General features: G+C 68.9%; 14 protein-coding genes. 6 read left to right on the top strand and 8 right to left on the bottom strand.

Translation table 11 applies throughout. From position 1 onward, the window contains the following. Positions 1–34: 34 nt before the first annotated feature. Positions 35–892, bottom strand: coding sequence for an HpcH/HpaI aldolase/citrate lyase family protein (locus JOE67_RS07440; protein ID WP_071641968.1), 858 nt, complete (start codon positions 890–892; stop codon positions 35–37). 215 nt (positions 893–1,107) lie between these two features. On the opposite strand from JOE67_RS07440, the gene JOE67_RS07445 reads away from it, so the two are divergent. The 3 genes from JOE67_RS07445 (at position 1,108) to allB (ending at position 4,853) form a co-directional block, all read left to right on the top strand. After that, positions 1,108–2,637 carry an NCS1 family nucleobase:cation symporter-1 gene (locus tag JOE67_RS07445; RefSeq protein WP_071641966.1) on the top strand — a complete coding sequence of 510 codons (1,530 nt, stop codon included), beginning with the start codon at positions 1,108–1,110 and terminating at the stop codon, positions 2,635–2,637. 23 nt (positions 2,638–2,660) lie between these two features. After that, positions 2,661–3,386 (top strand): aspartate/glutamate racemase family protein, encoded by a 726-nt coding sequence (locus JOE67_RS07450; RefSeq protein WP_071641964.1) that lies wholly within the window; start codon positions 2,661–2,663, stop codon positions 3,384–3,386. A gap of 69 nt (positions 3,387–3,455) precedes the next feature. Then, on the top strand, positions 3,456–4,853 hold the full coding sequence (gene allB / locus JOE67_RS07455) for an allantoinase AllB (protein WP_204974853.1): 1,398 nt from the start codon (positions 3,456–3,458) through the stop codon (positions 4,851–4,853). A gap of 61 nt (positions 4,854–4,914) precedes the next feature. Here the strand turns inward: allB and JOE67_RS07460 are convergent, their stop codons facing one another. Beyond that, positions 4,915–5,883: a GlxA family transcriptional regulator gene (locus JOE67_RS07460; RefSeq protein ID WP_071641957.1), complete on the bottom strand. Its 969-nt coding sequence runs from the start codon at positions 5,881–5,883 to the stop codon at positions 4,915–4,917. Between the two features lie 99 nt (positions 5,884–5,982). Here JOE67_RS07460 and JOE67_RS07465 point away from each other — a divergent pair, with 99 nt between their 5' ends. After that, the gene (locus tag JOE67_RS07465; RefSeq protein WP_204974854.1) at positions 5,983–6,126 is read left to right on the top strand and encodes a hypothetical protein; all 144 of its coding nucleotides are present in this window, start codon (positions 5,983–5,985) and stop codon (positions 6,124–6,126) included. A 26-nt stretch (positions 6,127–6,152) separates the two neighbouring features. On the opposite strand, the gene JOE67_RS07470 is transcribed toward JOE67_RS07465, so the two are convergent. Beyond that, positions 6,153–7,331 (bottom strand): glycosyltransferase, encoded by a 1,179-nt coding sequence (locus JOE67_RS07470; RefSeq protein ID WP_204974855.1) that lies wholly within the window; start codon positions 7,329–7,331, stop codon positions 6,153–6,155. 94 nt (positions 7,332–7,425) lie between these two features. Here JOE67_RS07470 and JOE67_RS07475 point away from each other — a divergent pair, with 94 nt between their 5' ends. Next, positions 7,426–8,010, top strand: coding sequence for a hypothetical protein (locus JOE67_RS07475; protein ID WP_204974856.1), 585 nt, complete (start codon positions 7,426–7,428; stop codon positions 8,008–8,010). 224 nt (positions 8,011–8,234) lie between these two features. Continuing rightward, complete coding sequence (mgtE, locus tag JOE67_RS07480) at positions 8,235–9,593, top strand: magnesium transporter (protein WP_204974857.1); 1,359 nt, start codon at positions 8,235–8,237, stop codon at positions 9,591–9,593. A 102-nt stretch (positions 9,594–9,695) separates the two neighbouring features. Here the strand turns inward: mgtE and JOE67_RS07485 are convergent, their stop codons facing one another. From JOE67_RS07485 to JOE67_RS07505, 5 genes are all read right to left on the bottom strand, one after another. After that, a complete protein-coding gene (locus JOE67_RS07485) occupies positions 9,696–10,169 on the bottom strand; it encodes a hypothetical protein (RefSeq protein WP_204974858.1) in 474 nt (157 codons plus the stop codon). Positions 10,170–10,311: 142 nt separating this feature from the next. Further along, positions 10,312–10,791: a hypothetical protein gene (locus JOE67_RS07490; protein ID WP_204974859.1), complete on the bottom strand. Its 480-nt coding sequence runs from the start codon at positions 10,789–10,791 to the stop codon at positions 10,312–10,314. Between the two features lie 131 nt (positions 10,792–10,922). Then, complete coding sequence (locus JOE67_RS07495) at positions 10,923–11,381, bottom strand: heat shock protein transcriptional repressor HspR (RefSeq protein WP_204974860.1); 459 nt, start codon at positions 11,379–11,381, stop codon at positions 10,923–10,925. 2 nt (positions 11,382–11,383) lie between these two features. Beyond that, positions 11,384–12,367 (bottom strand): DnaJ C-terminal domain-containing protein, encoded by a 984-nt coding sequence (locus tag JOE67_RS07500; protein WP_204974861.1) that lies wholly within the window; start codon positions 12,365–12,367, stop codon positions 11,384–11,386. Between the two features lie 7 nt (positions 12,368–12,374). After that, positions 12,375–13,022: a nucleotide exchange factor GrpE gene (locus tag JOE67_RS07505; RefSeq protein WP_204974862.1), complete on the bottom strand. Its 648-nt coding sequence runs from the start codon at positions 13,020–13,022 to the stop codon at positions 12,375–12,377. Between the last annotated feature and the right edge of the window lie 2 nt (positions 13,023–13,024).

Genomic DNA, 13,024 nt, shown 5'->3' on the forward strand with positions numbered 1-13,024 from the left:
TCTGTTCGGGGATGGATGCTGGGTCGCGGCGCTGTCAGCGCGCGACGGGGAGCACGTCGAAGGCCTCGGCGAGCTGCATGATCTTGCGGGCCCGGCCGAGGCGGGGCAGATCGCTGCCGTCTCGCACGATCCGCCCGCGGGCGTCGAAGTCGGCGAGGAACTCGTGTGCCCACTCGACGTCGGTGCGGGTGGGGCTGATGACCTCGTTGACGACGGGGGCCTGGTCGGCCGAGAGGCAGAGCTTCCCGGTCATGCCCATCGAGACGGTGGTGGCCGACTGCTCGCGCAGGATGGGATGGCTCGATCCGACCGTGGGACCGTCGATCGGACCGGGCAGGCCGCCGACCCGGCTCGAGATGACCAGGCGGGCACGCGGATAGGCCATGGCCTCGCGATCGGCCGACATGCCCGTGTCGCGGCGGAAGTCACCGCTTCCGAAGGCGAGGCGGAACACGCCCTTGGCCCGGGCGATCTCACTGGCGTTCTCGATTCCGATGGCCGACTCGACCAGCGCCACGATCGGGACACGGGCGCCGAGACGGTTGTAGGTGTCCATGACCTGACCCCCGAGCTCGGTCTTGGCGAGCATCACGCCCTGCAGACCCGGCGCCGTGCGCAGCTCCTCGATGTCGTCGGCCCAGTAGTCGCTGCCGGCGTCGTTGATGCGCACCCAGGCACGACCGCCCTCGCTCAGCCATCGCACCACATCGGCGCGGGCCGACTCCTTCTTGCTGGCGTCAACGGCATCCTCGATGTCCAGCACGACGGCGTCGGCGTGCGAGGCCGCCGCGGCGTCGAAGGTCTCGGGACGCGTGGCAGCCACGAGCAGCCACGAACGCGCGAGTTCGGGGGCGATCTCGCGTCGCGTAGTAGAGGTGAGTGAAGCGTTCATGCCAGTTCCGATCAACGAAAATCAAGTTCTGCTATACGAAAAGTCTAACGCGAGGGGTCACCCCGCGCCACAGCCCCGGAGTCCACTTGACAGGCGAGCCGCGCTGTGTTCGAATAACGTACTACGAAAGAATACTTTCGCAATACGAAATATCGGAGCAGAATCACATGCTCCACTCATTCCCGACGGCGTAGTCCGGATATTGGAGTCCCGCAATGGCAACCGAAGAGTACGCGCATCCGCGCAGCCGCGCTTCTGAAGGTCTCGACGAGGCCCCTTCGGGGACTTTCGCCGTTCAGATGGGTCTGAGCCCCCGTCTCTACAACAGCGACCTCGCGCCGACCACCCGTGAAGGGCGGCACTGGAGCGCCTACAGCATCTTCGCACTGTGGGCGAACGACGTGCACAGCCTCGGCAACTACGTCTGGGCGATCGGGCTCTTCTCGCTCGGCATGAGCGGCGGCGCGATTCTGGGGTCGCTGGCGTTCGGCGCCCTCTTCCTCTTCCTGCTCCTCACCCTGTCGGGATTCATGGGCGAGAAGACGGGTGTTCCGTTCCCCGTCATGAGCCGCATCTCCTTCGGCATCTACGGCGCGCAGATCCCCGCACTCCTGCGAGGCGGCGTCGCCATCGCCTGGTTCGGCATCCAGACGTATCTCGCCTCCCAGGTGCTGCAGGTCGTGATCATCGCTCTCCTCCCGGGCGCAGCCGCGTGGCAGCAGGGCTCGTTCCTCGGACTGTCGGGCCTCGGCTGGCTGACGTTCCTCGTGCTCTGGGTGCTGCAGTCGATCATCGTCAGCTACGGCATGGAGATGATCCGCAAGTACGAGGCCTTCGCCGGCCCCGTCATCCTCGCGACCTTCGTCGCACTCGCCGTCTGGGTCCTCGTCCAGGCCGACTTCCAGATCTCGTGGACGAACGACTCACCCCTGCAGGGAGCCGACCTCTGGCTGCACATGCTCGGCGGCGCATCGGCCTGGGTCGCCATCTACGGCACGTTCGTGCTCAACTTCTGCGACTTCACCCGCGGCGCCAGGTCCAAGAAGTCGATCGTGAAGGGCAACTTCTGGGGCATCCCGATCAACATGCTCTTCTTCGGCACCGTCGTCGTGGTGCTCGCGGGCGGCTCGTTCACGATCAACGGCGTCGCGATCGCCTCCCCCGCCGACGTCGTCGCCGCGATCCCGAACACCCTGCTGCTCGTGCTCGCCTCGCTCGCGCTGATCGTGCTCACGATCGCCGTGAACCTGATGGCGAACTTCGTCGCCCCGACGTACGCGCTCACCAACCTGTTCCCGCGGCACCTGAACTTCCGCAAGGCGGCGCTGCTCTCGGCGGTCATCGGCCTCGTGATCCTGCCGTGGAACATGTACAACTCGCCCGTCGTGATCGGCATCTTCCTGAACGGTCTCGGCGCTCTGCTGGGCCCGCTGTTCGGCATCATCATGGTCGACTACTGGCTCATCAAGAAGCAGCGCATCAACGTGCCCGAGCTCTACTCCGAGCACGTGACCGGCGAGTACTACTACGCCCGCGGCTTCAACCCGCGAGCCGTGATCGCCCTCGCCATCTCGGGTACCATCGCCCTGCTGCTCACCTTCGTGCCCGCCTTCCAGGTCGTGAGCCAGTTCTCGTGGTTCCTCGCCGCCGGTCTCGGCGCCATCGCGTACGGCATCCTCGCCGACCGCCGCGGCCCCTTCGCCGATGTCGAGGGCACCGACATCGCCGTCACCCCCACGCACTGATCGACAGCGAACGGAGAACACCCATGCGCATCCTGGTTGCGAACGTCAACACCACCCAGACGATGACCGACGGCATCGCCGAGGCGGCCCGAGCTGCCGCCTCGGCCGGCACCGAGATCATCGGCCTCACACCGGACTTCGGGGCCGACTCGTGCGAGGGCAACTTCGACAGCTACCTCGCCGCCGTAGGAGTGATGGACAAGGTCGTGCGCTACGAGGGCGAGTACGACGCCGTCATCCAGGCGGGCTACGGCGAGCACGGCCGCGAAGGGCTGCAGGAGCTGCTCGACGTGCCCGTCGTCGACATCACTGAGGCGGCCGCCTCCACCGCGATGTACCTGGGCCGCACCTACTCGGTCGTCACGACCCTCGATCGTGCGGTTCCGCTGATCGAGGACCGCCTGATCCTCGCGGGCCTGCACGATCGCTGCGCGTCAGTGCGCTCCTCGGGGCTCGGAGTGCTCGAGCTCGAGAGCGACCCCGACCGCGCGGTCGAGGCCATCGCCGCCGAGGCGAAGCTCGCCGTCGAGGTCGACCGCGCCGAGGTCATCGTGCTGGGCTGCGGCGGCATGGCCGAGCTGAAGGACCGCATCGTCGAGCTGTGCGGCGTACCCGTCGTCGACGGCGTGCAGGCGGCGGTCGTCGTCGCCGAGGGCCTGGTCAATCTCGGCCTGAAGACCTCCAAGGTGCGCACCTACGCCCCTCCGCGCGCGAAGCGGATCACGGGTTTCCCCGGTCTCGTAGGCTGAGGCCACCCCGCACCCATCACCCCCACAGAACACAAGCCCGGCGGAGCGCCGGCAGAAGGGACGCGCGACATGTCGCACGAGACCGAAGAGCACGACGGGGAATCCGTCTCGCTCGATCCGACCGGCGAGCACTACGACCTCGTCATCCGCGGTGCGCGAGTGCTGACGACCGCGGGCATCCGCCCGCGCGAGGTGGGCGTGCGCGGCGGCGTCATCGTCGCCATGCAGCCGCTCGGCAACAATCTCGCCGGTGACGAGGTCATCGAGCTCGCCGACGACGAGACCCTGATCCCCGGCCTGGTCGACACACACGTGCACGTCAACGAGCCCGGCCGCACCGAGTGGGAGGGCTTCGCCTCCGCCACTCGCGCGGCCGCCGCCGGCGGCGTGACGACCATCATCGACATGCCGCTGAACAGCATCCCGCCGACCGTCAGCGTCGACGCGCTCGAGACCAAGCGCGAGGCCGCTCGCGGCCAGACCCACGTCGACGTGGGCTTCTGGGGCGGTGCGATCCCGGGCAACACGGCCGACCTGCGCCCGCTGCACGACGCCGGCGTGTTCGGCTTCAAGAGCTTCCTGCTGCACTCGGGTGTCGACGAGTTCCCCCCGCTCGACCCCGATGAGCTCGAGACGGACATGCGCGAGCTCGCCACCTTCGACTCGGTGATGATCGTGCACGCCGAGGACTCCCGTGCCATCGACCGTGCACCCCAGCCCGAGGGCGACGACTACGGCAAGTTCCTGGCCTCGCGTCCCCGTGGTGCCGAGAACCTCGCCATCGCCGAGGTCATCGAGCGCGCGCGCTGGACGGGCGGGCGGGCGCACATCCTGCACCTGTCTTCGTCTGACGCGCTGCCCATGCTGCGCAGCGCCAAGAGCGACGGGCTCAAGCTCACCGTCGAGACCTGCCCGCACTACCTGACGCTGACGGCCGAGGAGATCCCGCACGGCGCGACCGCCTTCAAGTGCTGCCCGCCGATCCGCGAGGCCGGCAACCGCGAGCAGCTGTGGCAGGGACTCGAAGACGGCACGATCGACTTCATCGTGTCGGATCACTCCCCCTCGACGCTTGACCTCAAGGACCTCGAGAACGGCGACTTCGCGGTTGCATGGGGCGGCGTCGCATCACTGCAGCTCGGCCTGTCGCTGATCTGGACCGAGGCGCGCCAGCGCGGACTGTCGCTCGAGACCGTCGTCGGCTGGATGAGCGAGCGCCCCGCGCAGTTCGCCGGCCTCACCGGCAAGGGACGCATCGCCCCTGGATACGACGCCGACTTCTCGATCTTCGCCGCCGACGACGCCTACGTGGTCGACGTCAAGAAGCTGCACCACAAGAACCCGCTCACCCCGTACCAGGGCAAGGCGCTCGCGGGTGTCGTGCGCAGGACGTGGCTGCACGGCGAGGTCATCGACTTCGAGAACGCCCGCGGTCGTCTGCTGCGCCGTGGCATGACCAACGCCTGAGCGCTCGAGCTGAGGTCGACAGAAGAGGTTCCCGCCGTCCGGCGGGAACCTCTTCTCCGTCTCAGGCGGGCATCAGCTCGTCCCGGCACGAGAAGCGCGCCCGGTAGGCGGTCGGCGTCGTGCCGAGAACCCGGGCGAAGTTCTGTCGCAGGATGGCCGCCGAGCCGAACCCGCTCTCTTCTGCGATGCGGTCGAGCCCGAAGTCGGTGCGCTCGAGCATTCGCTGCGCGCTGATCACCCGCTGGCGGGTCAGCCACGCGGCGGGCGTCGCCCCGAACTCGGCCTTGAACCGCCGCGCGAAGGTGCGCGCCGACATGTGCGCGTGGTCGGCCAGCTGGTCGACCGAGAGATCGTCGTGCAGGTTCTGCACCGCCCAGTCGGCCACGGATGCCAGCGACCCGCCCACATCGACCGGCAGCGGGCGGTCGATGTACTGAGCCTGACCGCCGTCGCGCTGCGGCGGCACGACCATGCGGCGCGCGATGCGCCCGGCCATCTCGGCGCCGAGCTCGATGCGCAGCAGGTGCAGGCACGCGTCGATGCCCGCGGCGGTCCCGGCGCTGCTGATGATGCGGCCGTCCTGCACGAAGAGCACGTCGGGATCGACGTCGATGAGCGGATACATCTCGGCCAGGGTGTGCGCGTACATCCAGTGGGTCGTCGCACGGCGTCCGTCGAGCACGCCGGCGGCGGCGAGCGCGAAAGAGCCGCTGCAGACGCTCATCACCCAGGCATCCCGTTCGACGGCCGACCTCGCCAGATCGATCAGCCTCGGATCCACATTCGTCCACTGACTGCGCGGCATGGGGCAGAAGATCACGAGGTCGGCCTCGTGGGCGAAGCTGAGGTCGTGCTCGACCTCGACCGCGAATCCGATCTTCGAGCGCACCAGCCCCGGCTCGGGGGCGACGACGCGGAAGTCGAAGTTCGGCACGCCGTCGTCCGCGCGATCGAGGCCGAAGGCCTCGCACGCGACGCCGAACTCGAACGGTGCGAAGCCGTTGTCGATCACGCAGGCGACGGTCTTCATCGGGGCTCTTCTCATGCGGTGGATGCTTGGCAGCAATCCTACGCATGATGTCCTGTCTGCCACTAGTGGCAGTTCTGAACCGATCGTAGCGTTACTGCCATGTTCATCGTCATCATCATCAGCGCGCTGGCCCTCTGGGGTGCGGCGGCCACCATCGCCGAGCTCCGCCGCGACGGATTCCGTGCGACTCCAACCGACTGGGCGCGCGTCGCCGAGAACGACCGCACCGTTCCGACACGCTGACCCTGCCCGGGCATCCGGCGCCGAGCTCAGGCGGGCAGCGGCTCGTCACGGTAGAGCGCCTCGAAGGTGTCGAGCGTGCGGTTGATGTCATGCACCGCGACACCGTCGAGTGAGGCGCGCTGCATGCGCTCGTACTCGGCGGGCGACGCGGCCAGCACCTGCGTGAGCTTGTCGGCGAGGTCGTCGACGTTGCCGGGCTCGAAGAGGTGGCCGTTCTCGCCATCGTGCACGAGGTGCGGCAGCGCGACGGCGTTGGCTCCGACGACGGGCAGGGCGGACGCCATGGCCTCCATCGTCACGATCGACTGCAGCTCGGCGATCGACGCGATCGCGAACACCGACGAGCGCGAGTAGAGCTCCCGCAGCTGCTCGTCGGTCACCCGCCCGTGGAAGGTGACACGATCGGCGATGCCGAGCTGCGCGGCGAGCGCCTCGAGAGCCTTGCGCTGATCGCCGCCACCGGCGATGTCGAAGTGCACGTCGAGCGCCGGGTCGAGCTTCGCGACGGCGCGCAGGACCACGTCGACCTGCTTCTCGCCGGTCAGACGGCCGACGAACAGGATGCGGTTCCTGTCGCGGGGCGCGATCACCGGCGTGTAGTTGCGGCGGTCGATGCCGCAGCTGATCGGTACGACGCCCTGCGTCCTGATGGTTCGCTCGAGGAAGTCCGCCGCCTTGCGGGTCGGCGTGGTGACCGCGCGCGCCATGTCGAAGGTGCGCTTGGCGTCAGCCCACGCGAAGCGCAGCACGATGTCGTCGACGAACTTCGGCATGGCCGTGTGATCGAGGATGTTCTCGGCCATGACGTGGTTGGTCGCGATCACCGGGATGCCGCGCTCGTGGGCGATCCGGGTCAGGCCCCGTCCGATGATGATGTGCGACTGGATGTGCACGATGTCGGGCTGCACCTCGTCGAGCACCTTGCGCGCCCAGTGCTTCGACCGCCACGGCCACACGAAGCGCACCCAGTCGTGGGGCAGCCAGCGCAGGGCGGGGAGGCGGTGCATGGTCATGGGCTCGCCCTCGATCACCTCGGTGTGCGCGGGCGAGCGACGGTAGGCGGTGTTCGGCGCGACCACGTGCACGTCATGGCCGCGCTGCACGAGGCCGGCGGCGAGGCGCTCGGCGAAGCGAGCGGCTCCGTTGATGTCGGGCGCGAACGTGTCGCATCCGATGAGGATCTTCAGGGGGCGTCCGGAGGTCACGGGAAGTCAGCTGCCTATCTCTAGCCTTGGGCGCCCGTCACTCTACCCGAGGGGACTGTGCCCGCCCGGGAGGCGGGCCGCGTACCGTGGGGTCATGCGCCTGATCTCGTCTGCCGACCGCGCCCTCTGGATCCCCGTGACCGGCTCGCTCGGCTTCACCGGCCGGCGACACCGCAAGGCCGCCATCCGGATGCTGATGGCCCAGGCCGGCACTGGCCTCGGGCGCGAGACGCTGCCTGGCGCCCGCTTCGGCAGCTGGCTGGCGAGTCAGGCCATCCCGTTCGCGATGCGCAAGGCCGACGGCCGGGTGCTCGCCTGGACATGGAAGGCCGAGCCCGAGCTGGTGGTGGCCATGGCGACGGTGCAGGAGCTCACTCCTCAGCTGCGTGCCGCGCGCGCCATGATGCCGATGGAGTACGACGACACCGAGGACTTCCGCACCGCGCTCGGTCAGGGCGAGAAGCTGTGGATGCCTGTGCCGCCGAACCCGGCATCGCCCTCTTCGGCGACATACACGTGGGACACCGGGACGCACCTCATCACCCTCACGGCGGTGTGCAGCGACCGCGAGCGCTTCGGCACGCTGCAGGGCGCCCTCGACGACCTCGCGCGCAGCATCCGGATCGCCACCGACCTGACCGGCGGCGAGGGCGACGTTCTTCGCCTGCCGCCTGCCTGAGCGCTCATCCCCCTTTCCTGCGTCTAGAATCGACGGGTCGTACGAGCAACGGAAGCGAGGTGGTGCCGCATGTCCAGTGACAGTCACAGTCGCAGACACGATCTCCCCCCGCTTCCGCACCGCTGAACTGAGCCACGAGGCGGCGTCTGCTGCGACGCGCGCCCCCTTGCGCCCTTGTCAGGGCGATCCCGTTCGACGCGGTGCCCTTCCCTGAAGGCGCCACCATGACCCCCTCCCAGCTGCAGACCGTCTCCGAAGCCGCGGATGACATCCGCCACCTGATCGCAGAGAACGACCTGGCCGGCGCGTCCGCCGCGCTCACACCCCTCGCCGTTCCCGAGCTCGTCGAGGTCGTCGACCGCCTCGGCATCGACGACGCCGCCATCGTCTACCGGCTTCTCGCGAAGTCTCGAGCTCTCGAGGTGTTCGAGGCGCTCTCGCCGGGCACCAGAGGCGATCTCGTCGGCGCCCTGCGCAAGGCCGAGGTCGCCGCGCTGTTCGCCGAGATGGATCCGGATGACCGGGTCTGGCTGCTCGAGGAGCTGCCGGCGTCGGTCGCGCCTCAACTGCTGCGTGGGCTGAACCGCCGAGAGCGCGATCTCACCGCCGCGATGCTGGGGTATCCGCAGGACTCGATCGGTCGCCGCATGAGCCCTGAGTTCGTGACGACTCATCCGCACTTGAGCGTCGCGCAGACGATGACGCGCGTGCGGTCGGCGCTCAGCAGCGCCGAGACGGTGTACACGGTGCCTGTGACCGACGGCGGGCGCAGGGTCGTCGGCGTCGTGAGCCTCCGCGACCTGCTGTCGGCCGAGCCGGACGACGGCATCGCCGACCTCATGAGCGAGGCGCACGTCGCGGTGGCCACCGAGGACGCAGAGGCGGCCGCACGACGCACCACCGACCTGGCGCTCCTGGCGCTGCCGGTCGTCGACAGCGAGCAGCGGCTGGTCGGCATCCTCACGATCGACGACGCAGCACGCATCCTGAAGCAGGAGGAGAGCGAGGACGCCGCCAGGCAGGGCGGTGTCGAGCCGTTGCGCCGTTCCTACCTGTCCACCCCGATCCGCCAGCTGGTGCGCTCGCGCGTGGTCTGGCTTCTCGTGCTCGCCGTCGGCGCGACGCTCACCGTGCAGGTGCTCGACACCTTCGAGGCGACGCTCGCGCAGATGACGGTGCTCGCGCTGTTCGTGCCGCTGCTCATCGGCACCGGCGGCAACACCGGCAACCAGGCGGCGACGACCGTCACCCGCTCGCTTGCGCTCGGCGAGGTCACCCCGCGCGATGTGAAGCGGGTGCTCTCCCGCGAGGTCAGAGTGGGCTTCAGCCTCGGCCTGCTGCTCGGCACGCTCGGCTTCGCGCTCGCGGGCCTCGTGTACGACTGGCACATCGGCGTCGTCATCGGACTCACCCTCGTCGCGGTGTGCACGGTGGCCGCGTCGATCGGCGGCATCATGCCCCTCGCGGCACGCGCGATCAAGGTCGACCCGGCGGTCTTCTCGAACCCCTTCATCACGACGTTCGTCGACGCGACTGGGCTGATCATCTACTTCCTCATCGCGAAGGCGGTGCTCGGCCTCTGAGCTACGACACAGCGACGTTCTCCGACGTGCGGCCCCGGAACGGAAGAACCCGCCCCCTGCACGAGTGCGGGAGCGGGTTCTCGTCAGCGATCAGTGCGCTGATCAGCCGTTGCAGGCCTCGCCGAGCTTCTTGCTGGCGTCGGTGACCTTGGTGACGGTGTCGCTCATCTTCTCCATGGCCTCGTTGGCCTTCGACGGGTCGGACGAGACCTCGCCGATGATGGTCGAGAACTCGCCGTATGCCGTGACGAACTCGTTGTAGACGGGCGAGATCTCCTCGTTGGTGATCTTCTCGCCGAGAGCCTCGAACTCCTTCTGCACGTCCTCGAGCGCGGCAGCCGCGGCGGCCGGGTCGGTGGAAGCGGAAGCCGAGAGCTCCTGAGCCTTGTTGCTGATCTCGGTGCCCTCGTCGACGAAGAGCTTGCAGGCGTCGGCGACGCTCTGGCTGCTCGCGGCCGGCTTGTCTTCGGTCTTCTGGCCGTTGCCGTCTCCGGCCGGTGCGCCCGAGCAGCCGGTGAGGCCGACGGCGAGGGCGAGAGCGGTGACGAACAGAGCGGTCTTGGGTGCGGTGCGCATGGATTCTCCTCCGGTGACAGGCCGAAGGCCCGCCTTGCGCAGCCCCCCGACTGGGACGAGCCTATTGCACGTGTCAGCCTCGGCGCGAGGCGATGCCTCGTGACTCGCGCACGGCCACGGCCCACGGGCCCGGCTCACATCGTCATTGCGAGCAGGTCTGGTCGATCTGCGTGCCCGCGTCGACGAACCTCTCGATGGCCGCCTGCATCTCGTCCATCGCGTCGGGGTTCTCGCCCTGCGCGGCGATCTCCGCGACCTTGCTGTACGCGTCGCTGAACGAGTTGTAGACCGGAGAGACGGCATCGTTGGTGATCTTCTCGCCGAGGGCCTGGAACTTCTGGTCGAGTTCCTGCACGGCCGCGACGCTCGCCTCCGGATCGTTCTGCGTCGAGGCGGAGACCTCCTTCGCCTCGTCTACGAGGGCGCCGCCTTCATCGGCGATGATCGCGCAGGCCTCGTCGATGCTCTGCATGGTCGCCGTCGGCGAGGGCGACGACTTCTCATCGCTCTTCGGGGCGCTCTCGCTCGTGCTCTCCGCTGCTGGGGCTCCCGAGCAGCCTGTGAGAGAGACGGCCAGGGCGATCCCGGCGATGAGCAGACCTGTTCTGGCGGCAGTGCGCATGGTTCCTCCTCGTCATGAGGCGGGAGACATGCCCGATGCAGTGCCCCAGCCTGTGCGCGAAGACTAGACCCCCTCCGATCAGCGCGAAAGAGCCTTCCGCGCCGGTGGCAGCATCGGCTCCAGGGGCGCGGCTACCCCTCCCGCGGACCCGCCTGCTGCTGGTCGTCAGACGGGTGTTCGGCTCCGCGCGGATGCCAGAGCACGACCTCCGTCGAACGGCGGATGCGCCGACCCGACGGCAGGGTGACGACCTGCCCGGTCGCCCCGGCGGCGAACACGCGCACACCGGGGCGATTCTCGCGCTCGGCGCGCAGCGAGCCCTCGAGCTCGCTGACGCGGCGCCGCAGCATCCGCACCTCGTCTTCCAGATCGAGCAGGCGGGCGATGGCAGGCAGGCTCATCCCCTCGCTCGAGAGCTGCGCGACCTCGCGGAGCTGCTCGATGTCGCGCATCGAGTAGCGCCGCGAGCCGCCGCGGGTGCGGCCGGGCACCACCAGACCGATGCGGTCGTACTGCCGCAAGGTCTGAGGGTGCATTCCGGCGAGCTCCGCGGCGACCGCGATCGCGAAGACGGGCGAATCGGCATCCATCGTCAGGCCTTCGCCTTGGCCATCATCTCGGCCCGCGGGTTCTCTTTGGGCTCGAGCTCATGGAAGCGCTCGAGGGCCTCGCGCGCGGCCTCGTCGAGGTGCGCGGGTACGGCGACCTGCAGCTCGGCGAGCAGGTCGCCGGTGCCCTTCGACGACGTGACGCCACGTCCCTTGACCCTCAGCACGCGCCCGGAGGGCGTGCCAGGCGCGACCCGGAGCTTGACCGTCTCGCCGCCGAGCGTGGGCACCTCGATCGTCGCGCCGAGAGTCGCCTCGGTGAACGTCACCGGCACCGTGAGGCGCAGGTTCAGTCCGTCGCGGGTGAACACGGGGTGCGGGCGCACCTTGACCTGCACGACGATGTCGCCTGGTTCGCCGCCGTCGGGCGACGGGCGCCCGCGACCGCGCAGGCGGATCTTCTGCCCGTCCTTCACGCCGGCGGGGACCTTCACCTTGAACGGCTTGCCGTCGGCCGCCTGCAGGGTGATCGTGTCGCCCTGCACGGCCGTGACGAAGTCCAGCGTCGTGGTGGCCGTGACGTCGGTGCCCTTCTGCGGTCCGCCGAAGCCGCGGTATCCGCCCGACGGCTGGCCGAACCGGCCCGCGCCGAACGAGCCGCCGCCCTGCGAGAACATCGAGAAGATGTCGTCGAAGTCGGCCTGGCTGCCCCGGCCGCCCTGCCCGAACCGGCTGAAGACGTCTTCGAAGCCGCCTGCGCCGCCCGAGCCTGGCGCCGTGAACCGGGCACCAGAGCCCATGGCGCGGATCTCGTCGTACTCCCGACGCTGCTCGGCGTCGCTCAGCACGCTGTACGCCTCGCTGATCTCCTTGAACTTCGCCTCGGCCGCGGCATCACCCTGGTTGGAGTCGGGGTGGTACTTGCGGGCGAGCTTGCGGTACGTCTTCTTGAGATCGGCGTCCGAGACGTCTTTCGAGACGCCCAGCGTCTTGTAGAAGTCCTTGTCGAACCAGTCCTGGCTAGCCATCGATCACCTACTCTGCGGGTACGGCGACGACGACCTTGGCCGGACGCAGCTCGACGTCGCCGAGCCGGTAGCCGACCTCGACGACCTCGAGGATCGTCGACGTCGTGGCACCGGGGGTCGGCTGCTGGAAGATCGCCTCGTGCTGCTGCGGGTCGAACTCGTCGCCCTGCTCGCCGTAGGCGACCACGCCGAGCCGTTCGACCGCCGCGCGCAGCTTGTCGGCGATCACGGCGAACGCCGAGCCCTCGGCGAGGTCGCCGTGCTGCTGGGCGCGCGCGAGGTCGTCGAGCACGGGCAGCAGCCCCTTCGCGACCTCGCCCTTGGCGCGGGCGATCTCGACGTGGCGCTGCTCTTCGGTGCGGCGGCGGTAGTTCGCGTACTCGGCGGTCAGGCGCTTCAGGTCTGTCAGCAGAGCGTGCTCGGCGTCGGCGATGCCGGCGTCGGAGCCGTCTGCGCTGGCCGCCTCGTCGATCTGCTCGGCGTTCAGGATGTCGTCGACCGTGAGGTCGTCGTCAGAGCCCTCGGCCGCTGCGGCCTCGGTCGAGTCGGGGTTGTCTGGAGCGCTCTGGTTCTGCGACGCGGGGCCGGATGCCTGAGCATCCGACCCCTCGCCGGGAACCTCGGCGCTGTTGTCGTCGAAGTTCTTGTCCGTCATGA

The sequence above is a fragment of the Microbacterium esteraromaticum genome, from assembly GCF_016907315.1.
Lineage (GTDB): Bacteria > Actinomycetota > Actinomycetes > Actinomycetales > Microbacteriaceae > Microbacterium > Microbacterium esteraromaticum.

What these genes read in the sequence shown, in the direction of transcription:
- JOE67_RS07440 (WP_071641968.1), bottom strand. Translation starts at nt 892, where the DNA reads ATGAACGCTTCACTCACCTCTACTACGCGACGCGAGATCGCCCCCGAA.
- JOE67_RS07445 (WP_071641966.1), top strand. Translation starts at nt 1,108, where the DNA reads ATGGCAACCGAAGAGTACGCGCATCCGCGCAGCCGCGCTTCTGAAGGT.
- JOE67_RS07450 (WP_071641964.1), top strand. Translation starts at nt 2,661, where the DNA reads ATGCGCATCCTGGTTGCGAACGTCAACACCACCCAGACGATGACCGAC.
- allB (WP_204974853.1), top strand. Translation starts at nt 3,456, where the DNA reads ATGTCGCACGAGACCGAAGAGCACGACGGGGAATCCGTCTCGCTCGAT.
- JOE67_RS07460 (WP_071641957.1), bottom strand. Translation starts at nt 5,883, where the DNA reads ATGAAGACCGTCGCCTGCGTGATCGACAACGGCTTCGCACCGTTCGAG.
- JOE67_RS07465 (WP_204974854.1), top strand. Translation starts at nt 5,983, where the DNA reads ATGTTCATCGTCATCATCATCAGCGCGCTGGCCCTCTGGGGTGCGGCG.
- JOE67_RS07475 (WP_204974856.1), top strand. Translation starts at nt 7,426, where the DNA reads ATGCGCCTGATCTCGTCTGCCGACCGCGCCCTCTGGATCCCCGTGACC.
- mgtE (WP_204974857.1), top strand. Translation starts at nt 8,235, where the DNA reads ATGACCCCCTCCCAGCTGCAGACCGTCTCCGAAGCCGCGGATGACATC.
- JOE67_RS07485 (WP_204974858.1), bottom strand. Translation starts at nt 10,169, where the DNA reads ATGCGCACCGCACCCAAGACCGCTCTGTTCGTCACCGCTCTCGCCCTC.
- JOE67_RS07490 (WP_204974859.1), bottom strand. Translation starts at nt 10,791, where the DNA reads ATGCGCACTGCCGCCAGAACAGGTCTGCTCATCGCCGGGATCGCCCTG.
- JOE67_RS07495 (WP_204974860.1), bottom strand. Translation starts at nt 11,381, where the DNA reads ATGGATGCCGATTCGCCCGTCTTCGCGATCGCGGTCGCCGCGGAGCTC.
- JOE67_RS07500 (WP_204974861.1), bottom strand. Translation starts at nt 12,367, where the DNA reads ATGGCTAGCCAGGACTGGTTCGACAAGGACTTCTACAAGACGCTGGGC.
- JOE67_RS07505 (WP_204974862.1), bottom strand. Translation starts at nt 13,022, where the DNA reads ATGACGGACAAGAACTTCGACGACAACAGCGCCGAGGTTCCCGGCGAG.